This window comes from Mycobacterium sp. DL99 (assembly GCF_004762045.1).
Lineage (GTDB): Bacteria > Actinomycetota > Actinomycetes > Mycobacteriales > Mycobacteriaceae > Mycobacterium.
Map to the genome: position 1 here is coordinate 479,689 of NZ_SJOM01000007.1, position 22,807 is coordinate 502,495.

General features: G+C 63.0%; 19 protein-coding genes, 3 pseudogenes and 1 other annotated feature. Of the genes and pseudogenes, 10 read left to right on the top strand and 12 right to left on the bottom strand.

The window, feature by feature from the left end:
• Nucleotides 1-236: 236 nt before the first annotated feature.
• Together EYZ64_RS02450 and EYZ64_RS02455 are read right to left on the bottom strand one after the other, a co-directional pair.
• Nucleotides 237-875 (bottom strand): annotated as a pseudogene (locus EYZ64_RS02450) (DUF3159 domain-containing protein).
• A 44-nt stretch (nucleotides 876-919) separates the two neighbouring features.
• Complete coding sequence (locus EYZ64_RS02455; protein WP_135451702.1) at nucleotides 920-2,806, bottom strand: S9 family peptidase; 1,887 nt, start codon at nucleotides 2,804-2,806, stop codon at nucleotides 920-922.
• A 63-nt stretch (nucleotides 2,807-2,869) separates the two neighbouring features.
• Between EYZ64_RS02455 and EYZ64_RS02460 the strand changes: the two are divergent.
• Nucleotides 2,870-3,630, top strand: a pseudogene (locus tag EYZ64_RS02460) (helix-turn-helix domain-containing protein).
• Here EYZ64_RS02460 and EYZ64_RS02465 read toward each other — a convergent pair.
• The 3 genes and pseudogenes from EYZ64_RS02465 to EYZ64_RS02475 all read right to left on the bottom strand — a co-directional run.
• On the bottom strand, nucleotides 3,591-5,819 hold the full coding sequence (locus EYZ64_RS02465) for a S9 family peptidase (RefSeq protein WP_135451703.1): 2,229 nt from the start codon (nucleotides 5,817-5,819) through the stop codon (nucleotides 3,591-3,593). The pseudogene EYZ64_RS02460 and the gene EYZ64_RS02465 sit on opposite strands and share 40 nt — an antisense overlap.
• A 110-nt stretch (nucleotides 5,820-5,929) precedes the next feature.
• A complete protein-coding gene (locus tag EYZ64_RS02470; protein WP_135451704.1) occupies nucleotides 5,930-6,328 on the bottom strand; it encodes a hypothetical protein in 399 nt (132 codons plus the stop codon).
• Nucleotides 6,329-6,761: 433 nt separating this feature from the next.
• Nucleotides 6,762-7,266, bottom strand: a pseudogene (locus EYZ64_RS02475) (S9 family peptidase); the annotation flags it as partial.
• Nucleotides 7,267-7,489: 223 nt separating this feature from the next.
• On the opposite strand from EYZ64_RS02475, the gene mraY reads away from it, so the two are divergent.
• Nucleotides 7,490-8,569, top strand: coding sequence for a phospho-N-acetylmuramoyl-pentapeptide-transferase (gene mraY / locus EYZ64_RS02480; protein WP_135451706.1), 1,080 nt, complete (start codon nucleotides 7,490-7,492; stop codon nucleotides 8,567-8,569).
• Nucleotides 8,570-8,882: 313 nt separating this feature from the next.
• On the opposite strand, the gene EYZ64_RS02485 is transcribed toward mraY, so the two are convergent.
• Nucleotides 8,883-10,135 (bottom strand): IS3 family transposase gene (locus tag EYZ64_RS02485; protein ID WP_135451707.1). Its coding sequence is split into 2 segments (ribosomal slippage): nucleotides 8,883-9,853 and nucleotides 9,853-10,135, totalling 1,254 coding nucleotides; the frame shifts between segments, so codons are not numbered across the junction.
• Nucleotides 9,726-9,854: a sequence feature (AL1L pseudoknot), on the bottom strand. It overlaps the preceding gene by 129 nt.
• Before the next feature lie 579 nt (nucleotides 10,136-10,714).
• On the opposite strand from EYZ64_RS02485, the gene EYZ64_RS02495 reads away from it, so the two are divergent.
• Nucleotides 10,715-10,894: a hypothetical protein gene (locus EYZ64_RS02495; protein WP_135451708.1), complete on the top strand. Its 180-nt coding sequence runs from the start codon at nucleotides 10,715-10,717 to the stop codon at nucleotides 10,892-10,894.
• Between the two features lie 9 nt (nucleotides 10,895-10,903).
• Here the strand turns inward: EYZ64_RS02495 and EYZ64_RS02500 are convergent, their stop codons facing one another.
• The 3 genes from EYZ64_RS02500 to EYZ64_RS32720 form a co-directional block, all read right to left on the bottom strand.
• The gene (locus EYZ64_RS02500) at nucleotides 10,904-11,326 is read right to left on the bottom strand and encodes a GNAT family N-acetyltransferase (RefSeq protein ID WP_286174574.1); all 423 of its coding nucleotides are present in this window, start codon (nucleotides 11,324-11,326) and stop codon (nucleotides 10,904-10,906) included.
• Nucleotides 11,327-11,402: 76 nt separating this feature from the next.
• Nucleotides 11,403-11,891, bottom strand: coding sequence for a hypothetical protein (locus tag EYZ64_RS02505; RefSeq protein WP_135451710.1), 489 nt, complete (start codon nucleotides 11,889-11,891; stop codon nucleotides 11,403-11,405).
• Nucleotides 11,892-12,252: 361 nt separating this feature from the next.
• The gene (locus tag EYZ64_RS32720; protein WP_502702925.1) at nucleotides 12,253-12,474 is read right to left on the bottom strand and encodes a hypothetical protein; all 222 of its coding nucleotides are present in this window, start codon (nucleotides 12,472-12,474) and stop codon (nucleotides 12,253-12,255) included.
• Between the two features lie 524 nt (nucleotides 12,475-12,998).
• Here EYZ64_RS32720 and EYZ64_RS02510 point away from each other — a divergent pair.
• Nucleotides 12,999-14,288 (top strand): serine hydrolase domain-containing protein, encoded by a 1,290-nt coding sequence (locus EYZ64_RS02510; RefSeq protein WP_135451711.1) that lies wholly within the window; start codon nucleotides 12,999-13,001, stop codon nucleotides 14,286-14,288.
• A 6-nt stretch (nucleotides 14,289-14,294) separates the two neighbouring features.
• On the opposite strand, the gene EYZ64_RS02515 is transcribed toward EYZ64_RS02510, so the two are convergent.
• Nucleotides 14,295-14,861, bottom strand: a complete 567-nt coding sequence (locus EYZ64_RS02515) for a TetR/AcrR family transcriptional regulator (protein WP_286174575.1) — start codon at nucleotides 14,859-14,861, stop codon at nucleotides 14,295-14,297.
• A 188-nt stretch (nucleotides 14,862-15,049) separates the two neighbouring features.
• Here EYZ64_RS02515 and EYZ64_RS02520 point away from each other — a divergent pair, with 188 nt between their 5' ends.
• The 4 genes from EYZ64_RS02520 to EYZ64_RS02535 all read left to right on the top strand — a co-directional run bounded on the left by EYZ64_RS02520 (nucleotide 15,050) and on the right by EYZ64_RS02535 (nucleotide 18,564).
• Nucleotides 15,050-15,619, top strand: coding sequence for a TetR/AcrR family transcriptional regulator (locus EYZ64_RS02520; protein ID WP_135451712.1), 570 nt, complete (start codon nucleotides 15,050-15,052; stop codon nucleotides 15,617-15,619).
• A gap of 209 nt (nucleotides 15,620-15,828) precedes the next feature.
• On the top strand, nucleotides 15,829-16,791 hold the full coding sequence (locus tag EYZ64_RS02525) for a GlxA family transcriptional regulator (RefSeq protein WP_135459760.1): 963 nt from the start codon (nucleotides 15,829-15,831) through the stop codon (nucleotides 16,789-16,791).
• 237 nt (nucleotides 16,792-17,028) lie between these two features.
• Nucleotides 17,029-17,448 (top strand): Rid family hydrolase, encoded by a 420-nt coding sequence (locus EYZ64_RS02530; RefSeq protein ID WP_135451713.1) that lies wholly within the window; start codon nucleotides 17,029-17,031, stop codon nucleotides 17,446-17,448.
• 375 nt (nucleotides 17,449-17,823) lie between these two features.
• Nucleotides 17,824-18,564, top strand: a complete 741-nt coding sequence (locus tag EYZ64_RS02535; protein WP_135451714.1) for an SDR family NAD(P)-dependent oxidoreductase — start codon at nucleotides 17,824-17,826, stop codon at nucleotides 18,562-18,564.
• A gap of 9 nt (nucleotides 18,565-18,573) precedes the next feature.
• On the opposite strand, the gene EYZ64_RS02540 is transcribed toward EYZ64_RS02535, so the two are convergent.
• Nucleotides 18,574-19,011 (bottom strand): oxidoreductase, encoded by a 438-nt coding sequence (locus EYZ64_RS02540; protein WP_135451715.1) that lies wholly within the window; start codon nucleotides 19,009-19,011, stop codon nucleotides 18,574-18,576.
• 242 nt (nucleotides 19,012-19,253) lie between these two features.
• A complete protein-coding gene (locus EYZ64_RS02545) occupies nucleotides 19,254-19,550 on the bottom strand; it encodes an antibiotic biosynthesis monooxygenase family protein (RefSeq protein ID WP_135451716.1) in 297 nt (98 codons plus the stop codon).
• A 337-nt stretch (nucleotides 19,551-19,887) separates the two neighbouring features.
• Between EYZ64_RS02545 and EYZ64_RS02550 the strand changes: the two genes are divergently transcribed.
• Both EYZ64_RS02550 and EYZ64_RS02555 read left to right on the top strand, forming a co-directional pair.
• Complete coding sequence (locus EYZ64_RS02550) at nucleotides 19,888-20,826, top strand: uroporphyrinogen-III synthase (RefSeq protein WP_135451717.1); 939 nt, start codon at nucleotides 19,888-19,890, stop codon at nucleotides 20,824-20,826.
• 1,083 nt (nucleotides 20,827-21,909) lie between these two features.
• Nucleotides 21,910-22,704 carry an MBL fold metallo-hydrolase gene (locus EYZ64_RS02555; RefSeq protein ID WP_135451718.1) on the top strand — a complete coding sequence of 265 codons (795 nt, stop codon included), beginning with the start codon at nucleotides 21,910-21,912 and terminating at the stop codon, nucleotides 22,702-22,704.
• The last annotated feature ends 103 nt before the right edge of the window (nucleotides 22,705-22,807 follow it).

Sequence of the window (22,807 nt, forward strand, 5' to 3'; positions counted from 1 at the left end):
GCAGCAGAAGTTCGATTGCGCTGTTTTCTGAGCTGACGACCACCAAAAAACTGCGCCGCGAACCCATACCTCAATGCGTTAGCGTAACGTCGACATCCACACCTTGGTCCAATCATGCAACGACAACCTCGCCCGAACGTCTGGACCAAACCACCGTTCAAATCCTGGGCGGCATCGGAATCTACTGCACCAGAATCAACGACTCACGACTGGCCAGGGACCGCCCCGGCACCACATCAGACGCGAGCAGCGGGTTCCGGCGAGTCGCTCGCGCCGGTCCCTGTGCTGCGCCGGTCGTTGTCTGAGTCGATCTGCCGGTTTGCGCGGCGGATCGCCCAGTACACGATCACGGACACCGCGCCGAGCAGTGGATAGCCCATGGCGATCCGGGCGAAGGCTAGCCAGCCGGTGAGGCCACCGTCGTAAAGCCATTGCTGCACAACGAATCGTGCGGAGAACAAGGCCACGAATGCCAGCGTGGCGACGTCGAACGCGTGCAGTGCCACGGTGTCGGCGCGCCATGACCGATCGGGTCCGGCGCTGCGCAGCAGGTTTCATATCACTCCGACCAAGGGGCGCCGTACCAAGAGGGATACGGAGAACGCGGTCGCCATCGCCAGACTGAGCCAGATTCCGGGCAGGAAGTAGTCTTCGGCCGACCCGGTGTAGTAGGCGATCAGCGCGGCGACGACGACCCCGAGCAGTCCCGATACCGCCGGCTGGATGGGCTGCTTGCGCAACAGCCGGAACACGATCAGACCGACGCTGACGCCAACGGATATCACGACCGCGGCGTTCAGGCCGGCTATCGCGTTCGCGATGACGTAGGCAAACGTGGGCAGGCTGGCGTACACCAGCCCGGACACCCCGCCCATGCGTTCGAGCAAGGTCGGTGAATGTCCTTGCTCCAGTTTGTCGGTCACGATTTCCTTCCATCACCGAGATGCTCGGCGAGGAAGCGGTCGACGGTTTTGTACATGTCGATCACGTTGTCCGGATTGATGAATCCGTGCCCCTCGTCGTGTTTGATCATGTACTCCACCTTGACTCCGCGGTCGCGCAACGCCTCGACCAGGTTGTCGGATTCGGCCTGCACCACGCGAACATCGTTGGCGCCCTGAATGACCAGCAGCGGCGTGCGGATCTGATCGACCTTCGTGATCGGTGAACGCGACAGCATATCGGCCAGCTGGTCCGGGTCGTCGGGGTTGCCGACGAACAGGTGCCAGTTGTTGGCCAGGTGCGGGCGTGCGATCTCGGGTAGCGTCCGCATGAAGTTGCTCAGATCGGAGATTCCGACGTAATCGACTGCGGCGGCGAACACATCGGGTGTGAAAGTGACGCCGACCAGCGTCGCGTATCCGCCGTAGGAGCCGCCGAAGATCGCGATCCGGTTCGGATCCGCATAACCCTGCTCGACGGCCCAGTCCACACTGTCGATCAGGTCGTCGTGCATCTTGCCGGCGAACTCACCGACCGCGGCTTTTGTGAAGGACTTGCCGTAGCCCGCCGAGCCGCGGAAGTTGACCTGCAGCACCGCATATCCACGGTTGGCCAGCAGCTGCACCGGTGGGGTGAACATCCACCCGTCCCGCGTCCACGGCCCGCCGTGCACCAGCAGCACCATCGGCAGTTCCTTTGGCGGCACCCCGACCGGCAGGGTCAGATACCCGTGCAGATCCAGCCCGTCGCGCGAGCGGATGGTGACGGGCTCCATCGCTGCCAGGACCTCGGGATCCAGCTGCGGATGCGATCCGAACAGCAGCCGGCTGTCCCCGGTGTCGTGGTCGTAGAGGTAGGTCATACCGGCTTCGCGGTCGTGGGTGAAGTTGACCACCCAGCGTCGGCCGGTCAGGTCGGAGCTCAGGGCGTTCACGTCGCCATCGGACAGCTTTTCCAGGTTGGCGAGCACCGCCGCGAAGTGCGGGTCCAGCGGCTGAATCACCTGACGTTCCAACAGGTACCGCACCCCGAGCAGATCGCCGGTGCGCCGGTCCAGGATCAGCGGCTCGGCCAGCGTGGTGAACACGCCGGCCCGGGTGTCCACGTCGTAGACCGGATGGCTGTCGACGTGGGTCTGCTCCCCGGTGATGACGTCGACGCGCACGATGCGGGTCCGGTCGGTGCCGTCGTTGGAGCCGATCCAGATGCCGGTGCCGTCCGGTGTGACGGTGATCGGGTACAGCCCCATCGTGTAGTCACGGCCGTCGAAAGTGACGATGGAGCGCAGCGTCTCGGTCCGCGGCTCCCACTGCAACAGCTCCACGTCACCGTCGGCAGTCAGTGCGGTGGAGAACAAGTCGCCGTTGCTGCTGGCCCGCCAGCCTGCTCCCTTACCGGGGTTCTCCGCCACCATGGTGAGTTCACCGGTGGCGATGTCCAGCTCGTAGGCGTCCATCAGGGTCGGTGTGCGCTTGTTGGAGTACACCATCGCCTTGGCCGGGTCGCCGAGCAGTTCGTGGCCGGCCATCGCTCCCGGGAACGGGGTCAGATCGACCGCACCGGCCTCGGGGGCCTGCGGGTCGGCCCGGAAGACGTGCCAGTTCTCGTCGCCGCCGGTGTCCTGCAGGTAGAGCAGCCAGCGGGAGTCTCTGGTCCACTCGTAATGAATGATGCTGCGGGTGCTGTCGGCGGTAACGCGCTGCGGCTCGCCGTCGAGGTCGTCCACGTCCTGGATCCAGATGTTGAGGCGGTCACGCCACGGCGCGAGGTAGGCGATACGGGTGCCGTCGGGTGAGATCGATGCCTGCGCGCGGGCGGGCGGCGCGAACAGATCGTCGACGGAGAGCAAATCAGGTGGTGGCATGCCTCCATCGCACACTCGGACGTAGCGGCACAGTCAAGTCCCGGGCATGGGCATGATGGACGGGTGGCGTGGAGTACTCGGGAGATCGCCGAACTGGCCGGAACCAGTCTGCGAGCCGTCCGCCATTACCACCAGGTCGGCCTGCTCCCGGAGCCTGAACGCCGGTCAAATGGGTACAAGCAGTACGGCGTGGCGCACCTGGTCCGGTTGGTCCGCATCAAACGGCTCGTCGATCTGGGGTTCTCGCTCCCGCAGATCGCGGCGTTGGGTGACACCGACGAGCATCCCGAACAGGCGTTGCGGGAACTGGACGCCGAGCTGGCGGCGACCATCGATCGGCTGCAACGGGCCCGCGAGGAGCTCGGTGAGCTGCTGGAGAACTCCGCGCCCACGGATCTGCCGCCCGAGTTCGCGCCCGCGGACGCCGTCGCCAAGATGGCCGACGCGGATCGCAAACTGATGGTGGTCCTGAGCCGGGTGCTGGGCCCCCGCGGCCGACAGGTCTATGCCGACCTGATCAGGGACACCCGCGAGGATCCGGCCGCATCGGAGCTGGACACACTTTCCGCCGACGCCGACGAGGCGACACGACCAGGACCTCGCCGAGCGGCTGGCGCCCTACATCTGGTCGGTCCGGCAGGCCCATCCCGGACTCACCGAGGCCCGCGCCGACGCCCCGCGCGGTGCGAACTTTGCAGAGAAGGCCATCGATGACGCGATGGCCGATCTGTACAACCCGGCGCAGATGGACGTGCTGCGCCGGGCCGGGGAGATCGTGCGCCGGTCAGCCGAGTGAGGGCAGCAGCAACGGCTGTAGTCGGTAACCGGGTGGTTCGCTGCCGTGCAGATGCCGCACGAAGTAATCCCAGGTGCGACGTAGCGAATAGTGCAGCCAACCGATCAGCGAGTGCTCGGCACCTGGAATCATGATCAGGTCGAAGTCCTTGTCCGCCTTGATGAGTGCATCGGCCAGCCGCATCGTCATATACGGGTGCGCGTTGTCGTCGAGTTCTCCGTGGATAAGCAGCAACTTGCCTTTCAGGTTTGCAGCCAGCGTGGCATTGGAGATCGCCGCCTTGCCTTCGGCGCTGACATCGCCGTGGTAGTGCTCAGCCCACATCGCCAGGTTGAGGGCGTTGTCATGATTGCCCGAGACCGCGACGGCCACCGAGTAGAAGTCGGGATAGCGCAGCACGGCACGCGCCGCGGCGAATGCACCCGCGGACTGTCCGGTGATCCCGACTCGGGCGGTGTCCAGCCACGGATACCGCTGTCCCAGTTCGCGGATTGCGGCGATATGGTCATCCAGGGCGCCGGCGTTGCCGAGATCCCCATAGGAGTGGTCGTGAAATGCCTTGCTGCGGCCCGCGCTTCCGCGACCGTCGATTGCCACCACCGCGAACCCGAGTGCCGCGAAGGCCTCCGGCTCGCCATAGTGCGGCGGGTTGAACATCGGTCCGGCGCGGTAGAGTTGCGGCCCTGGATAGATGTGTTCGATGATCGGGTATGTGCGGTCTGGGTCCAGATCGTGCGGTCGCCAGAGCAGGCCGTAGATGAGGGTCTTACCGTCCGCTGCGGTCGCCCGGAATCGCTCGGGGGGGTGCCAGCCCAGAATCTTGAGGTCTTCGGTGTCGGGCGTCTCCACCTCCACCACCACCTGACCGTCCCCGTCGAGTACCACCGAGCGTGGCGGCTGGCTCGGGCTCGAGGCTCGGTCCACCAGATAGCCGCCCTGCGGCGGGCTGACCGCGTCATGATCCAGGTCGTCATCGGTGAGGCGGGTGAACCCGTTGCCATCCAGTCCGATTCGACAGAGCTGCCGCAGATACGGGTCGGCCTCGACCAGACCGTTGGCTGCGAAATACACTTGTCGAGCCACCTCGTCGACCCATAACAGGCTGCTCACCAGCCAGGGCCCCGCGGTGATCTGGGTGACCTGCGCGCCGTCGGCCGAATACAGGTACAGATGGCCCCAACCGTCGCGCTGCGACCACCACACGATCTCGCCGGTGTCGAGCACCCGAACGATGTGCGGGTCACCCAGCAGCACGGTCGGGTCGACCCGGGTTTCGCCCGTTTCGGTGATAAGCGTGCTGACCGCGCCGGTCGGCGGGTCGAGGCGACGCAGGCGCAACGTCCGGGCGTCGCGCGATTGGTGCAGGTAATGAACGGCGTCCGGACTCGACCACCAGGCGTAGACGAGTGCGACATTGTGCATGATCGGCGTCGGTTCGGTCTGCTGCCGCACGATCGTGCGTTGCTCGACGTCGAGCACATTCCAGGTCATCGTCGCGACGGTGTCCTCGCCGGGCATGGTGTACCGGGTGCGGTGTTCGACGGGCCGGCCACCATCGGCCGGGGCGGACTCGACGAGTACCAGTTCGGGCACCTCACGTTGATCGATGCGCGCAACGAGGATTCGGGTCGAGTCGGGTGACCAGTGCAGGATCATCGGCGGCGGTATGCCCAGTGCACGGGTCAGCGCCCGCGCGCCGGTGGTGTCCGGCAGGCCGCCGTAGTCGAAATACGGTTCGGCGTCATCGGTGAGGGCATGTTCAGTGCCATCGGCCCGGTTGCGGACCCAGATGTTGCCGTCGCGGCGGAACGCAACCCACCGCTCATCGGGCGACGGGATCCCGCCCGGGATGGGTGCGGCGGTGTCGGATGGCGTGCAGGCGCCGTCCGCCCATTGCCAATTCCGGCCGAATGCGCTGAACAGTACGGTGTCGTCGGCGCGGATATCCACGGCCAGCATCGGTAGATCGGCACCGGTCACCGCATGCCCGGTTGCCACCGACAGTGCGGCGGCCAGCGCGTCGTGGTCGAAGGCGGCACGACGAGTCTTGGCACCGGGATCGACCGCGACGTAGCGGGTTCCGATGCGGTACCAGAACCGGGCACCGTCAGCGAACCACTGCGGTGTCAGCACCGTGCCCGGCACCCGCCGGGCACGGTGCGGGAAAAGCATCTGTTCGGCACGCGCGTAATCGGAATCGCTCAGCAATGTCGGCACACCAGGCATCCAACACCCGGACGTAACGGCACAGTCAACAGCGACTTGCGTGCCGCAGCGGCGCAGCGTCTGGTGGATGAATGCCGTTCATCGCCGTTGCCTACCTGGGTTCACATTTCCTGAGCTTCCTTGGCAACGGGATCCTGGCGGTGGCGTTGCCGTTGATCGTGCTGCAGACCACCGCGAGCCCGATCAGTGTCGGCGCGGCTGCCCTGCGCGGCAGCCGTTTCCTGATCAGCACCGTCACCCTCACCGTAGGTCTGGCGGTGGCACTGACTGCAGGGCCTGGTGTTACCGCTGCACTTCAGCGAGTTGTCCCGACCCGATCTACTGGGTTTCGTGCTGACCGCGCTGGCGGTCAGCACGCTGGTCGGCACCACGGTGTTCGCCACCGTGGGCGCGCGGATGTCGCGGCGGCGGTGGCTGACCGGGACCACGGCGGGATTCCTGCTGCTGCCGACGCTGGTCGGTCCTGGCTGGGTGTTCGCGGGCGCCGCGCTGTTCGGCACCGGCACCTCGGTACTGGGGGCGGTGGGGAGTTCTGCAGGCCCAACGTATCCCGGACGGAATCGGACTCCCGGGTCTGGTGGCCGAATGGGGCTCGCCGGTCGCGGCCGGACTCGCCCTAAGCGCTGCGCGTGTCCATGCGAATGTGTCCACGACTTCCGGTCTAGACAGTCGGCGTGCTGGCTTCACGTCAACGAGCTTCGGTCCGTGGTCGGTGATCAGCAGGTAGGCTGGAATGTGTTTGCGCTCAACACCATTTGATCGCTTGGCCAGCAAGAACGGCTGTGCGCAGATACGATGCACCGTCCGGTCTAAGTCCGCGAACAACACTCTGGCGAGCTCGATCGCGGCGGTGTCCGGCGATTCGAGTTCCACGAGTATGTTTCCGTCACCGTCGAGGACGACCGAACGCGGCGGACATCGTCGCCGATCCTGCGGTTCGGCGTCATCGGTAAGCGCGAATTCCTGCTCCCCGGGACGCCGTACCCAGATGTCGCCGTCGCGCCGGAAAGCCACCAAAGGACTCGTCGGGCGACGGCGCCTCGCCGGGCACGGGCGGCGCCGCACCGCCGATGCTCAGGCCCGCATCGTCGGACCACTGCCACCGCTCGCCGAACGCGGTGAACCGCACGGTGGCGTCGTCGCGGATGTCGACGGCGGTGATCGGCAGGTCGGTCCCCTCCGCAGCGTGGCCGGAGGCAGCCGACAGCGCCGATGCCAGCCTGGCATGGTCGAAGGCGTCCTGGCGGCTTTTGTCCGCGAGGTTCACCATGAGGTAGCGCGTGCCGATCCGGTACCAGAACCTGGCGCCGTCGGCGAGCCACTGTGGCTGCAGTGAGCTGCCCGGCACCCGGCGCGCACGATAGGGAGCGAGCATCTGCTCGGCGCGGGCGTAGTCGGAATCTGTCAGCGTCGTGGGTTCATGCGTCACGACATCCATGGCACACCCGGACGTTGCGGCATGGTCAAGCCCCGGCTTGACCCCGCTGAACATGGGCGCGGTGTCGACGGCCACTGCGGTGCCTGTGCTGCTACGTCGCCAACGGCGTCGTCGCTGCGGTGATGTCCAAGGGGCTCCGGCATACTGGCCTGGTGGGGGCTTGGAGTTCGATGCGGTGCAGCTGCTCTCGCTCGAACTGGGCGCGAGAGACCTGCAACCGTCTATGACGCAGATACTCCTCGCCGCGGGCATGGCCCTCGTGGTCGCCCTTCTGCTGACTCCCGTGTTGATCCAGGTGTTCACCCGGCTGGGGCTAGGCCAGCCGATCCGCGACGAAGCCCCGAAAAGCCACCAACGTAAACGGGGCACGCCGACGATGGGCGGTCTGGCGATCCTCACCGCGATCTGGGCAAGCTACCTGGGTACCACCCTGGTCGGGCTCGCACTCGGTGGTGAGGGCCCGACGGCATCAGGACTACTCGTCCTCGGATTGGCCACCGCACTAGGTGCGGTCGGCTTCGCCGACGACTACATCAAGCTGCGGCGCGCCCGCAACCTCGGCTTGAACAAGAGAGCCAAGAGCGCCGGACAGCTCATCGCAGCAGTCCTCTTTGGCACGCTCGCACTCCATTTCCGCAACGCCGACGGTCTCACCCCAGGCAGCGCTGAGCTGTCCTACGTCCGCGACATCGCCGCGTTCATACTGCCGCCCGTGGTGTTCGTGCTGTTCTGCATCATCGTCGTCTCTGCGTGGTCGAATGCCGTCAACCTCACAGACGGCCTCGACGGGCTCGCCGCAGGTGCCATGGCAATGGTGACCGCCGCTTACGTCCTGATCACCTTCTGGCAGTTCCGAAACACATGTGCCGTCGTCCCCGGACCCGGCTGCTACCAAGTCCGTGACCCTCTCGACTTAGCCCTCGTCGCCGCCGCGACCGCCGGCGCCTGCATCGGATTCCTATGGTGGAACGCCGCACCCGCCAAAATCATCATGGGTGACACGGGTTCCCTGGCGCTGGGCGGCATCATCGCCGGGCTATCGGTGACCAGCCGCACCGAGATCCTGGCCATCATCCTGGGCGCCCTGTTCGTTGCCGAGGTGACGTCGGTCGTCATCCAGGTAATTTCGTTCCGCGCTACCGGTCGAAGGGTCTTCCGAAATTCCCCGCTGCACCACCACTTCGAGTTGATGGGTTGGCCAGAGACCACACTGACCATTCGGTTCTGGCTGATCACTGCCATCGCCTGCGGACTCGGAATCGCGCTCTTCTACGGCGAATGGCTGACGGCTACCGGCGCCTGAGCCCCAGTACGACAACCCTGCATGCGCCGAAGACAAGGTGCGTGCATTGCGCCGAGACGGCATGTGCGATCTATCTCGCTTCTCTAGAAACGAGACAAGATGCCTGGACGGACCGTCGATCGACGAAGAGCGCATCCGCTAAACCAGTTGGCCTTGCGCGGCCCTGTGGGGATGCTGTGTCGGATGGAAGCCCTCACTCAATGGTCGTCGTTGAGCGATCAGGGCAAGCTGGCGAACGACCTTTTCGGCCCGCCCACCGGCGAGCAGAAGGTAGCTAGTTGGCTCGCTGAATCGCCCCGGCATGTCCGGAGACTTACGGGGTTGAGAACTCGGCGGTGTGCTGAGTTCGGTGGTGACGGTAGTACAACGCTTCGCACTCGGCCGGTGGCATGTCCCCGCAGTACTCGTAGAGGCGGTGGTGGTTGAACCAGTCGACCCATTCCAGGGTGGCGACTTCGACCTGGTCAACGGTGCGCCACGGCCCGAGTGGCTTGATCAGTTCGGTCTTGTAGAGCCCGTTGATGGTCTCGGCCAGGATGTTGTCGTAGGAGTTGCCGGTGGCGTCGATCGAGGCGTCAATGCCGGCTTCGAGGAGTCGATCGGTGAACGTGAGGGAGGTGTATTGGCTGCCGCGGTCGTTGTGGTGGATCAGCCCGGACAGATCCTCGACCTCCTCGCGTTGACGGGTCCAGATGGCGTGCTCGATCGCATCGAGCACCAACTGGGTGGTCATGGTGGTCGCGGTGCGCCAGCCGACGATCCGCCGGGCGTAGGCGTCGATTACGAACGCCACATACACCCATCCTGACCACGTCGACACATAGGTAAAGTCAGCCACCCACAACATATTTGGTGCATTCGGACAGAAGTGGCGGCCCACCAGGTCATCGGGCCGGACCGCTTGTGGATCGGCAATCGTGGTGCGCTTGACCTTCCCACGGCGAGGGCCGTGCAGGCCGAGTTCGCCCATCAATCGTTCGACGGTGCAGCGAGCCACCTCGATTCCTTCACGGCGGCATTGCAGCCACACCTTGCGTGCCCCGTAGACCGCATAGTTCTGCCGGTGCACCCGGGCGATCTCGACCTTGAGCTCCTCGTCGCGCACCTGCCGCTTGGACGGCTGGCTGCGGCGGGCGCAGCCGTCGTAGTAGGTGGACGGCGCGATCTTGCAACCATGCGCGGACAGCACACGGCAGATCGGCTCGACGCCGTACTCCTGTTTATGGGTATCGATGTAGTCGAGGATCACCGATTGCGGCGGTCGAGCTCCGCCGCGAAGAAAGTCGATGCAGATTTCAGAATATCGTTGGCCCGCTTGAGTTCTCGGTTCTCCGCTCGCAGCTTGCGCAGCTCTTCGGCCATGTCGCTTGTCGCCCCGGGTCGAGTGCCGGAGTCGATCTGGTCCCGGCGCACCCACGTCAACAAGGTCTGCGGGGTGCCGATGCCCAGCTTGGTCGCCACCGACTCGATCGCTGCCCACTCCGACGAATGCTGATCGCGCACCTCAGCGACCATCCGGACGGCCCGTTCACGCAGCTCAGCCGGATACTTCCTCGAACCTGCCATGACTCCATCCTTCACAAGAGATGAAGTCTCCGGACTCACCGGGGCGATTCAGTCAGGGCGGCGCCCGCGCCCACGAGAGCGCCGAGAAGTCCCGGGATCAAGTGCCACGACGCGGATATCAGCAGGGGGCCTAGCTGACGACTCAGCTCCTGGGTCGATGCTGTTCTGCCCACCAGCGTCTGTCAGCCACGAAGGTGCGCCGGGTTGATAGTCGAGCTTGTCGTCCCTCTCCCCGTTGCACTTGCGGTGTACCGCAACGATGTTGTCGCGAGTGTCACTGCCACGCCTGGCTATCGGGGCGAAATCGATCGCTTCATGGCACCCGTAGCACGCGGCAATCTGTGGCGGCTCCTTAGGTCAAACCCACAAAGAGTGCCCCATCAGGCGATACGGGGATTCAGTGAGTGGTCGTGTGTCTGTTCGATCGGCATCTTGGACAACCGTGCGGTTTCTGGCTTGCCGGTTTCAAATGGAGAAAGTCGCTGACAGAATCAGATGGAACCCGCGCTACCCGCAGGTCAGGGGATTGTCATTGCCGGCGCAGTTCTGGAAACGACAACGCTATATGCTTGCTTGTCGGTGGCCATCCTGCGTGTCGAATTGCCATCTGAGATGTCGAGCGATGTCGAGTTCGACATGTTGCGTGGCGAAGCATCCGCGGCGCACGATTCTGACGAAGCCGCGCCTGTTCGCAGCGGTATGCCTGCAGCCGATTGCTGGTTTGAGGCGTTCAGCGTCGCAGCGATAGTTTGCAGATGAACCGCTGTCTCAGGCTTGCAGCGCGAGGTGAAGGATCGGGTACGGTCTGCCATCGCCGTCTAGTTCACTGCGACTGATTTGGGTGAATCCGCGGCTTAGGTAGAAGCCGTGGGCGCCTGAGTTCTGCTCGTTCACATCGACTTTGGTGACACCATCCTTCGCAATCGTCTCCGCGAGAAGCAGACTTCCGATTCCGCTGCCGCGAGCCTCGTCCGAGACGAACAGCATCTCCAGGTTGCCGTCGGCGGTGCCGGCGAAGCCGACGGCTTCACCGTCGCGTTCGGCCACGGTCAGGGTGACTGCGGGGAAATACGCTTGGGCCAAATTGCTTTCGATGCGTTGGAAGTCCTCCCCTTCAAGGAAATCGTGCGTGGCGCGGACCGCGCTGCGCCAGATTTCGGTCAGACGGGGATAGTCGTCAGGTCTGCGCACTGCCCGCAGGACGACATCATCATTTCTGTGGGGCACCGCTGCATCCTTACGGCACGCCCTAGGCGAGTCAACTGGATTATTGGACCCAGCCGACCGAGTGCAGCACTCGAGAAGCAACGTCAGCGGGTTTGTCAGCTTGAACGTGGATCGTAAAGTCGTTGACGCCTGACGTGTCGAGGGCGTGGTCGAGCTCGCTGCTGCGATTCAAATGCCAGGTTCTGTCTTCTCCGGGAGGGTGCCGCAGGATCAATCGCTCACGCAGTCGCGCTGGGACGATGCGTAGTCGGCACACAGTGAGCGGCATGCCGAGGACCGACTCATACCTAGAGCGCATTGCGCGGTTTTCGATGACGCCGGCTATGACCAACCGATCCACCCCCGCCCTGCGATAGTTGTCCACCACAGCCGCAAGGTTTTTGAGTTCTAATTCCGAGTTGAAGGGATCGTCCGGCGGTGGCGGGTACGCGTAGCGAAGCCAGTCGAGGTCGAGTAGCGCATGTGCGATCCCCCGGTCTTGCAGCACATCACCGATCTCCTCTACCGTCGTCGTCTTACCTGATCCCACGGTCCCATTGATGAAAAGGGCGCCGGGACAGGCGGTGGCCTGTGGTTGCAGTTTCTCGTCCTATTCTTGGGAATATCGAACTCTGGACGCGGATGAAGCCGACCGCGGACGCCCGGCCGTGTTCGAATGGGCGCTGGGGGCATCGACGAGTGAGGACATGCCCAACGGTCAGCGTTGGCACGACGATCGACCGGCGCAGAACGCTCAGACCCTCAAATTGCACACCTTTAACCCACCTGTGGCCCCGCCCAAAATAACGCGCGTCGCCGCATGTCTACGAGACTAGCCCGGGTCATTTGTGGTTGTTCAGCCTCACGACGTACACCCGGTTGCCACCTCCACCTGCATGTCGTGTGCGGCGTCATCGGGCGAGTGGATCCATGACCGCGTGGGGCATTGCCTTCTTCACCGCCTGGAGCACGTCGGCCTTGCTTGGAATTGAGGTCAGAGCCTCCTTGTGGCCGCGTGGGACATCTTCGCGAAGCTGGACTGCTCCCTCCCCGGCTGTAGGGGTAGCGCCGGATGGGAGGTCGATCAGGGCAGTTGCAACGTTGTCTCGGAGATCGAGGATTGCCAATATCATTCAGCCGACCATAAAAGATCTGCCGCCAGTGAAATGACGTAGCGCTTATGCAGTCATTGGTTACTGATGCATGCCGCATCGGGGCACCCGCTGCGATGAGCATTGGCCAGTGTCTGTGCCATGCAGACTTACGAGCTCGCACTGTTCGGGGCCGCCGCTTGCGGCGGTCCGTACAGATCCGCCTCTCGTGCAGCAGATTTCGCTCGCGTACCTTGCCGGCCGTTGCTTGCCATCCGCGGTCAAGTCGTTCGTAGGCTAACTAGTGCGTCACTGGCCACGGTCGCAGTACGACGGCGGGCGATAGCGGCGCACGCCCGGCAGAGGGTCGCCGGTCGTCGGTCGGTAACAGTCGGGGCGGGACCTTCATGTGGCTGCATCATGCAGACTTGAGATGTCGAACGTACATATGTACATTCGATTCGAATTGGAAGGACCCCGCCGGATCGATGCTGTTTGACTCGGGCGTAGAGGTCTCTGGCTAGACGGGAACGAACGACGTGAGTGCGGCGACTCGACGACAGGTCATGCTCGGTGCACTGGCCGGGGTGGCGATGGTGGGTGTAGCGGCTTGTGTGCGGACCGACAAGGAGGACGATCGACTCATGGGCGACACATCTCCGCTGCCTGTAGCGATGAAAGCCGAGTTCCAGCAACTTACCGATGCGCAGAAGGTGCGTGGATGCAGCGTCGCTGCGGTAGCTCGGGAGGGGACCGTATTTGCGGATGCGTGGGGGGTAGCTCGCGATGGGGTGGCGATGACGCCAGTCAGCACGTTGAACATCGGGTCTGTGAGTAAGACTGTCACTGCGACTGCGGTACTTCAGTTGATTGCTGCGGGCCGGCTTGATCTCGATGCGGACGTGAATGATGTTCTCGGGCGAAGTGATGTCTATGGGCCTGCGAGTGTGCGTAGTCCATATCACCCCGATGTTCCGATCACGGTGCGGCACCTCATCACACATTTGACGCCGATTGAAAGCCCAGTTGAGCCAGGGCCGTACGGTTATTCGTATCGCGTTGGACCAGTCGCCGATCCTGCGGAGATGGGGCGGTGGCTTCATGACTTCTTGACCCCGGCTCCTCGGGGTTGGACGTATTCTCGTGATAACTTCACGAAATCTGTTCCAGGGCAAGCGCATCTGTACTCGGACATCGCTTATGACCTGGCAGGTCACCTTGTCCATGCGGTGACGGGGCAGTATTTCGCCGACTATTGCCGGGATTCAGTTCTTCGTCCGGCAGGGATGACTCGCTCGGACTTCAATCGCGACAGCCTGAGCGAGTCGGACCGCGCGCACCCGCACGCGTGGTTTGACGACGGTGTGAAGAGGGGGATGTGGCCGGACTACCGGAATCTCATTCCGCATGACATCCCTGATGATTTCACCGGCCATGCCGAGTATGCCCCGTACTCCAGCTGCCTGCAGGCCGACGGTGGACTGCGGTCGAACGCGCTCGACCTGGCCCGGTGGGCACGAGTGTGGCTTGGGCAGGGCACCATTGACGGTACGGAGGTCTTGGAGAAGCGCTGGGCGGTTGCCGCGCTGTCAGATCAGGTCTCGGCGCAGATCCTGGCCGCATCGGATGCTCCGCTGCCGATGATCTCGCAGGGCTTTGCCTGGCATCGGGTGAAAGGCGATGCTGACGGCGTCTGGCAGCACGCTGGCAGCGAGTTTGGTACGGCCTCCTATGTGATGCTGGATACCGAGCGTGGGGTGGGCGCGGCAGTGGTCTGCAACACCGAGATCGCGCTGGACGGCGACCCACGAGTCACGATGCTGCATCGCCTCATGGATGCCGCCTCCGGGAAATGACCTGCGTCAGCGGCGCATGAGGGCAGTCAACGTGTCGATCAGCAGAGCGCGATCGATTGGGGTGTCGTTGAGTGCCGCGTGGATCGTGGCACCGTCGGCGAATATCCCGACCGCCATTGCGCGGTCGCGCCCAATATGTGGTTCGAGCGCCTCTACGAGGCCCTCGAACCACCGCAGCGCATGTCTACGCAAGACGGGATTCGTTGCGGCGGCGCAGATCAACGCGGTCTCTGCGCGTGCAGTCGGACGGTTGTGCAACTGTGGAAGGTACTTGTCGGCGAGGGCGGCGGGCGACGGGCCATGACTTTCCAGCGTTTCCCGGAATTGGGCGATATCGTCGTCGATCTTGTCGGCGAGATATTGCATGGCGGCCAACCGTATGTCATCGAGGGTCGCAAAATACTGCGTTGTTGAACCCAGCGGAATCTCCGCACGAGCAGCTATCTTGCGATGCGTGAAGTCCGTCGATCCCTGCTCAACGATCAGTTCAGCTGCGGCCACGACAATCTGGCGGCGGCGCTTCTCCGGATCCGGCGACACGCGTCGAGTCATCGTCTCCTTCGGTGCAGGCATTTGTCCTCCCCGCCGATTCAGCGTAATGTACAAAAGTACACTACTGGGTCGCCCGCTTGCTGCGGCATCGGCAGGCGGCGGTATGTGGCGCTCATCAAAGGTCCTTCACAACTCGGCCGGCTTCGCAGCGCGCCGCCGCCAGGTTCTTTATCCATTGGATAGTTGTTATCCAATGGATAACTGTGTGAGTGATCCTGTCAACCGCGGAACGCAAAGGCGACGCACGCGAGCGTCTTTTGGCTCGGCTTCTCGACGCCTTCGAGGAGGCACTTCCCTCGCCGGGGATGTCGCTACGTGAGGTCGCTGCCCGGGCCGAGACCAGTCACGCCCTCCTGCGGTACCACTTCGGGTCACTCTCGGGCGTCTTGGCGGCCATGCTCAAGGTGCAGCGATCTCGTGACAACGAGGTGTTTTTCAAGACGGCCCAGCTGGGCACCTTTGACGACCTCGTCGTGGCGATCTGGCGCGCCTACACCCATCCGGAGCAGTTGTCGCGTGTCCGCGGTTTCTTTCACGTCGTTGGACTCGCCGCCTACAGCCCAGGGGACTTTCGTGAGTTCATCGACTCGCTCGACGACCTGACCACGATGCTGGCCTCGCTCGCGGAACGCGAAGGACACGACACCGAGGAAGCGCTGAGCATGGCCACCGTCGCCGTTGCCGCGATTCGTGGCCTTCTCTTGGAGGCAGTTCTGACTCCAGCAGTCCACTCCGAGGACACGGTCGCCTTGATCCTGCGCATGAGCAAGGGCCGATGAGCTCCAGCCGCACGTCAGGGGACACCGGGACGGACACTGCATCCGAACTAGCCGGTGCGGCGCTGACGGTGGCCGAAGGGCGCGCACGCGGGCACACCGGCTAGTTCGTCGGGCGGAAAGCCTCCCCCGACAGAATGGCCGGATCCTTACGGTAATGGGCAGGATGGCCACTGTTCACGCGGGTGCTGGTGGGTCAGTGTCAGTCGGTGATGGAGAAACAGCACCGTATTGCAGTTGTGGCCCTGGACGGTGTCACGGCATTGGACATTGCGATTCCGGTCGATGTCTTCACGATTGACCGTGATGTCCCGTATGACTTGAGAGTCTGCGGGATGTCGGATCGCGTCAGTACTGCATCGGGCCTGGCCCTGGCGGTCGACCACGGTCTTGATGCAGTGGGTGAGGCCGATACCGTGATCGTCCCGGGATATCAGCCGGTGGATCGGCCCGTTCCTTCCCCAGTGCTTGACGCGCTGGTAGAGAGTGTGGCGCGAGGTGCCAGGGTGGCGTCAATTTGCACGGGGGCGTTTGCTTTGGCTGCCGCTGGCGTCCTAGACGGTCGACGAGCCACCACGCATTGGCAGCATCTTGGGGAATTCGAGGAGCTGTTTCCATCGGTGCAAATCGATCGGGATGTCCTCTATGTCGACAACGGCAATGTCCTTACCTCTGCCGGAATGTGCTGCGGGATCGACATGTGCTTGTACATGGTGATGCGGGATCTTGGTGCCGCGACCGCGAATCGGGTAGCTCGTGCCTTGGTCGCCCCACCTCATCGCGATGGGGGACAGGCGCAGTATGTCCCCGCGGCGGTTGCGATTGTCGGGGACACTTCGTTGGCTGCCACGCGGGCCTGGGTATTGGGCCGACTCGCCGAGACAATCACCGTCGCAGAAATGGCCCAGCACGCGCGGATGTCGGTGCGGACCTTCATGCGCCGCTTCACCGATGAAACCGGAACGACTCCGTTGCAGTGGCTGGTGAATGCACGCATTACCGCTGCCCGCGAACTACTTGAAATAACCGACTATTCGATCGACCGCGTCGCACAGGACTCCGGGTTGGGGTCGGCTGCCAATCTCCGCCTCCATTTTCGTCGCAGCCTGGCCACGACTCCAACTGCATACCGCCAAGCCTTCTCGTGTGACTACGCCACAGCGACGGCCGTCTGAACGGTCGAACCCAGCGATCCAAAAGCTGATCCGACGGGGAGCACCACACGACAAACATGTTCCCGCCGCTGTCGGATCATTCGACGCTCCAACCGGGGCGCGGAAGGTGGCGTCGCTGTCGTCTACGCATTGCGTTGCACACCTCGCCGGGGATTACGGAGCGTCGCGATGGAGGACGTCGGCCGCTCGTCCCGCTGGAACACCTGACCCGCATCAGTCACAAGGAAAGGAAACGCAATGACCATCCACACTGTTGAGGTCCCCGAAGACTCTGAGATCTTCGGCAAGACCGTCAGCGCTTTCGCGAGTTTTGGCTATTCCGCGGCAGTGCGCTCACACGGGCACCTATTCATTGCCGGCACTATCGGCCGGCGCCCCGACAGCACCATCCCTGAGGGCATCGAGGAACAGACCGAGATCGCCATTCGGAAGCTGCAGGAGATTCTCCGTCTGGAAGGACTCGATCTGTCTGCGCTCGTCGATGTCACCAGCTACCACGTCGACATCCACCAGCACCTGTCCGGCTTTACCAAGGCGAAGGCCCGCCTGATCAAGCCTCCTTACCCGACTTGGTCACTGATCGGCGTCAGCGGGCTCGCTAGCCCCGGACTGCTTGTCGAAATCCGCGCTACCGCAGCATATCCCGACGGATCCTGAGCGTACCTGCTTCTTATACCTGGACGCAGACGTGATCTACGGTCTCGCTTCTGAGTTGAGTTTCCATCAGCGACCCGCACGCGAGGACCATCGGGCGGATAGGCCGGGCATCTCCGCCCGTCGAACATGTCTCCGGTCCAAACGCCGTCGCAGAGCTGGCCCAGCACGCCCGGATGTCGGTGCGGACCTTCGTGCGCCGTTCGCCGTGCGCCGACGAGAACGATTGCGTTGCAGTGGCTCGTCATCGCCCGCCTTGCCGCTGCACGTGAATTACGGTGGCCAAATCCTTTTGAAACCTGTCAATTACGCCACTCGTGTGTTGTTTGGCGGGAGAGGACTCTGGTCAGAGAAACATCAATCGTTCGAGAGGAAACGATGTCGGATCTGACGGGAAAGCGGGCTCTGGTAACCGGCGCTGCGCGAGGCATCGGGGCAGCCATCGCCGTGGAGCTGGCCACTCGTGGCGCCGATGTGGCCATCACGTACCAGCGGTCGGCTGATTCTGCGGCGACTGTCGTTGACAAGATCCGGTCGCTCGGGAGACGGGCCGCGGCGATTCAAGCTGACAGTGCAGACGCAGCCGCGGTCACATGGTCGATCGGTGAAAGTGTCTCGCAAATTGGCGGATTGGACATCTTGGTCAACAACGCTGGTGTGTTGCATTCGGCGCCGCTGGCCGAGACCACACTTGAGCAGATCGATCACATGATCGCAGTGAACATTCGCTCTGTCGTACTAGCTTCACAGGCTGCGATTACCTATCTGCCCGATGGAGGCCGAATCGTCTCATTGGGCTCCTGTCTGGCTGAGCGAGTCGCGATAGACTACGCAACGGTCTATTCGATGTCGAAATCTGCGTTGCTGTCCTTCACTCGCGGCCTGGCACGCGAACTCGGACCGCGCGATATCACCGTCAACCTGGTTCATCCGGGACCGACGGATACCGATATGAATCCTGCAGACGGTGCGGGTGCCGACGGGTTGAAGGAACTCATGGCGCTCGGACGTTTTTCAAATGTGGTCGACATCGCATCGGCAGTTGGATTTCTGGCGAGCCCGGCTGCCCGAAATATCACCGGCACTGGCATCACCGTTGATGGCGGCATGAACGCCTGAACGCGCGGTCTACCTGCTACACATGAAGCCGTGACCCATGGCGCCTTGCCGTCTCGACGCGCATATTGGGCGTGCGTGATCACCCCGGTGCCTGATGGGAATCCAAACAGTCACCGCTGCAATTGATTCCGTATGTGCCAGCTGTATGCCGGCTTGGGCACCTTGGCTGTGAACGAAGTCGACGACGCGAATCCAGCGGTCGCGTTGTGCGTCGTTCCAAATGCCGGCGCATTCGGCGGTGATGCGCGCCTCGGGGCTGATGCCCGTCGCCTCCACCATTACGAGGCCGGCACCCCCGGCCGCGTAGGTGCCGGCGTTCACGAGGTGCCAGTCATGGGGCATGCCGTCGCCTTCGAGGCACATGTACTGGCACATCGGCGAGACCCAAACCCGGTTACGGAAGGAAACGCCCCTGATCGTCAACGGTTCGAAAAGACTTGGGGTCACGGTCGTGATGGTCCTTTTCTGACTGCTTTTGCTGCTGGACGACGCTGTAGGCCGCGCGTCCCGTCAACCCTCCGCTGTTCGTCGATAGCTGGCGAGAGGAGAAGGTGCCGAAATCCGTTAGAAAGTGGCCGATCCGCAACCGACCGCCTCGATCGCAACCGAGGGCGCGGGGGCCGGTCGATAGCGCCAAAGAGCCCCCACCGATGCACTACGTCCGTGGAGGCTCTTCGTGCTGACAGCCTTCAGGGCAGGTCGACTACTTCGAACTCGAGCAGGTCGGCCCCGGTGGCCACCGGTTCGCGTCCGTCGGCGACCGGTCTGTGGTCAGCAGTCTTCGCCCGCCAGGCATCAAAGGACTCCTGACTCTCCCAGACTGTCATCACGAAGTACCGATCGTCACCTTTGACCGGGCGCAACAAGGTAAAGCCTTCGAATCCAGGTTCGCCATCGACCATGCGCGCCCGTGCAGCAAAGCGCCCTTCCAATTCAGCACCCTGGTCTGCCGGAACGTGCAGGGCATTGATCTTGACTACAGACATGGATCTCCTTGTGTCATCAATTGTTAGCGGCGGTCACTCAGCAATGAGTGCCACCGATCTTCGGTGAGGGACCGCACATGGCCTGATGCTGTTCACCGATCACGTTCAACAGTACTGAAGGTCCAGCTCCTGAACACTGTGACGTTCCATGCCTAGCGAGCTGAAAAGCGCTGTCGCGCTGCAGATAACACGATGGCAGCAATCTGATGCAGACTGGCACGATCGCCGCTGGCAACGTACGGAAGCCCCGACGACGATGAAAGGGCGCGTTTCTGCACAAGCACAGGAAAGGTAAACGCTGCTGATCGCCATCGCTCAATCGCGGGAGAATTTATTCATGAATGTCCACGTGGTCAGCGCTTTTCAGCGAGCGCGAACGGACGACTCTCGTGAACGCGGCCGCACGCTGGACGGCAAGAACGTGACGGCGCCACAGTTGCGACAAGGCGATTCGCCCCGCGCTGGCCTCCCCCTTGAAGGTCGCCGGATCGGGGTGACTGCGGCCCGGAAGGCCCAAGAACAGATCGAGATGTTCCAGCGACGCGGCGCCGATATCATGTGGGCGCCTGCGCTTTCACTTGTCCCGTCGATGATCGACCAGCGGGAGTTGCGGCGCACTACACAGGCCGTTGTGTCCAGACCGGTGGATCTGTTTCTGGCGACAACCGGTACCGGTATCAACTCCTGGTTCGAATCCGCCGACTCATGGGGGCTGGGTCACGAACTGGTTCGAATCGCCTCCGGCGCAGAGGTGTTGGCTCGGGGACCGAAGTCGGCCGGTGCACTGGTTGGGCGAGGAGTGCACGTCGACTGGTCGCCGCAGAGTGAGTGTTTTGCAGATGTCTTGACCTACCTTGGCCGCAGAGACCTGTCAGGTAAGCGTATCGTCTTGCAGGAGCATGGCCACTCGCTGGATCACGCAGCCCAGGTCCTGCGCGGGCGGGGTGCTGAGGTGGTTGTCGCCTCGATCTACCGCGTCGATGGACCTGAATCGCCGGCCCGGCTTGATGAGCTTCTCGATCTGATCGTCGGTCATGCCCTCGATGCGCTCACCTTCACCTCTGCGCCTGCCGTTGCCTCGCTCATGGGTGCCGCTGCGCACACCCGTCGCGAATCTGCCGTCGTCAATGCGCTGCACGGCGACATTGTCGTTGCATGCGTGGGCCCGGTGGCTGCGGACGCATTCTCGCCCTGGAATATTCCCGTCATCGTGCCTCGTCGCTATCGGCTCGGCGCCCTCGTCAAGCTCGTTGAGTCCCGGCTAACGCCACGCTGAGACATGAACCAGAATCGATTGGCACACTCAACTTACGCCGCATCACGGCGCGTGGCGGCACCAGAGTGCCCCGCCAGCAGGCCTTTTGATCACGCTGTCCGTTGTCCGAGGCCGGATAGTTTCGCTAACGAGAATGGGAGCGTTGGTATGGGCGGATCGGCATGAGTCACGGACGACCTCGCCATGTGCGTTTGATTGAGTTGATGCGTTCCCAAGTGTCGAACATTGCTCCTTGTTTGAGCTTGGGAGTGGTTTGCGCCGTGCTTTGCACCGCCTGTGCGGCACCTATAGATCGGCGATCTACGACACCATGGCCTGCATCAGTTGGTCGCTCTCATATAGCACGTGACGTTGTTGATGGACTGGAGCGCAATGGGTTACAGCCGGGAAGACCTGTTGACACCAGCGCCGCGGACTGCCCGAAGACCGGATGCGTTCAGTCGATCACCACTGAGCGCATGCAGGTGCTCTCATTCCGGACAAGTGGTGCGGCTCAGATATACGCAGCAGATCACAGCATGCGCCAGGTGATGACCGTAGTAGTCGCCTTCGCCCCCACGGTGCGTGCGGAGGAGTGTCAAACCTACTGGGACGGCATCACCCGACTGATGAGCTGAGTGGGACCCTGCGGCGAATCGCGCTTGGATGCGGTAGTGCGCGTCTTCGGTAGGTAGCTTGATGACGATACTGGGCTGCGTGTTCTACGCCTCGTCGATAGCAGTGGTCGACCGCCGCGCGCTTTCCGTCGTAGATTGCCCCAGATTTGTCGCCGAAAGCGATGAGTTGCTCCAACCACATCCCGGTAGTGACGGTGTGTCCAGCCGCTTACAGGTAGATCGTTGAATTCGCGAGTGTGAGGGTGACATCACGAAGTGGCATCTCTGACGCTGGCGGGAGGAATAAAGGCGGCACTGACCAGGTTCGTGGAGGCGTGCCTGTCATCCACGAAAGCCATCCGACCCCAACGGCGGTGAGCTCTTTGCGCAACGCAACAGTGGCTACGTTGGACCGTTCACCGAATCTCTGCATCCGGCCGACGGCGAGATCTGAGCGTCCGAGCGCGACAAGCAAACGGGGCCATAGGTGAAGGTCGGTGAGCTCAGGATTCTGCCTGTTGACGACGGTGTCGGGGTCGAAGTTGCGGACGAGATCCTCAGTCGCCCAGACGTCGCTGATGCCTGGGCGTGTCATCCTGATGAAGTCCGGTCAGACGGAACCCTGGAGCTTCCGTTGGGTGGGTTCTGTATCACGACCGGCGATCAGGTGGTCCTTGTCGACGCGGGGGTGGGCGCGTACGACGACGGGAAGTACGTGGGCGGCGGACTGCTGGATAGTCTGCGTGATTGCGGGATAGCGCCGGACGATGTCACCGACGTCGTCTTCACTCATCTTCACTTTGACCATGTCGGCTGGGCGAGCCATCGGGGTGACGTCGTCTTCTCCAGAGCTACTTTCAGAGTCCATCGTGCCGACTGGGAGTATTTCGTCACAGGCTCGGATGCAGCCGACGCCGCTATCGAGAAGCTCACCCCGATTGAATCGCAACTGGAGTTGTTCGATACCGATTTCACCGTGGCCCCCGGGATCGACGCAATCCATACTCCTGGACACACACCCGGTTCGGTGATGTACGTAGTGTCGTCACGAGGCGAGCGGGCGCTGCTTCTCGGCGACATCGCGCACTCTGTCGTCCAGTTCAGCGAGAGGGACTGGCAGGTGATCTGGGATATCGACCCGTCAGCGGCGTCAGCAGCTCGGAACCGGATCGCCGACGAGGCGGCCGACACGGGTGATGTCCTTGTCGCCGCGCACTTCCCCGGTATGCGGTTCGGGCGGGTGATCAAGACGGGTGGCCAGCGTCGGTTCGTCGCAGTCTGAGTCCGATGCGCCGCGAACATGCCGAAACTTGTTGCCTGAATCACGGGCAGTGTTGCGAGATGCCTGACGACGGGGAACAAGCTGCGGCAGTCTCTTTCGGACC

Excerpts from the sequence above, each read along its gene's own strand:
- EYZ64_RS02455 (WP_135451702.1), bottom strand. The coding sequence starts at position 2,806 with ATGCCACCACCTGATTTGCTCTCCGTCGACGATCTGTTCGCGCCGCCC.
- mraY (WP_135451706.1), top strand. The coding sequence starts at position 7,490 with ATGACGCAGATACTCCTCGCCGCGGGCATGGCCCTCGTGGTCGCCCTT.
- EYZ64_RS32720 (WP_502702925.1), bottom strand. The coding sequence starts at position 12,474 with ATGATATTGGCAATCCTCGATCTCCGAGACAACGTTGCAACTGCCCTG.
- EYZ64_RS02510 (WP_135451711.1), top strand. The coding sequence starts at position 12,999 with ATGCTCGGTGCACTGGCCGGGGTGGCGATGGTGGGTGTAGCGGCTTGT.
- EYZ64_RS02515 (WP_286174575.1), bottom strand. The coding sequence starts at position 14,861 with ATGCCTGCACCGAAGGAGACGATGACTCGACGCGTGTCGCCGGATCCG.
- EYZ64_RS02525 (WP_135459760.1), top strand. The coding sequence starts at position 15,829 with ATGGAGAAACAGCACCGTATTGCAGTTGTGGCCCTGGACGGTGTCACG.
- EYZ64_RS02530 (WP_135451713.1), top strand. The coding sequence starts at position 17,029 with ATGACCATCCACACTGTTGAGGTCCCCGAAGACTCTGAGATCTTCGGC.
- EYZ64_RS02535 (WP_135451714.1), top strand. The coding sequence starts at position 17,824 with ATGTCGGATCTGACGGGAAAGCGGGCTCTGGTAACCGGCGCTGCGCGA.
- EYZ64_RS02545 (WP_135451716.1), bottom strand. The coding sequence starts at position 19,550 with ATGTCTGTAGTCAAGATCAATGCCCTGCACGTTCCGGCAGACCAGGGT.
- EYZ64_RS02550 (WP_135451717.1), top strand. The coding sequence starts at position 19,888 with ATGAATGTCCACGTGGTCAGCGCTTTTCAGCGAGCGCGAACGGACGAC.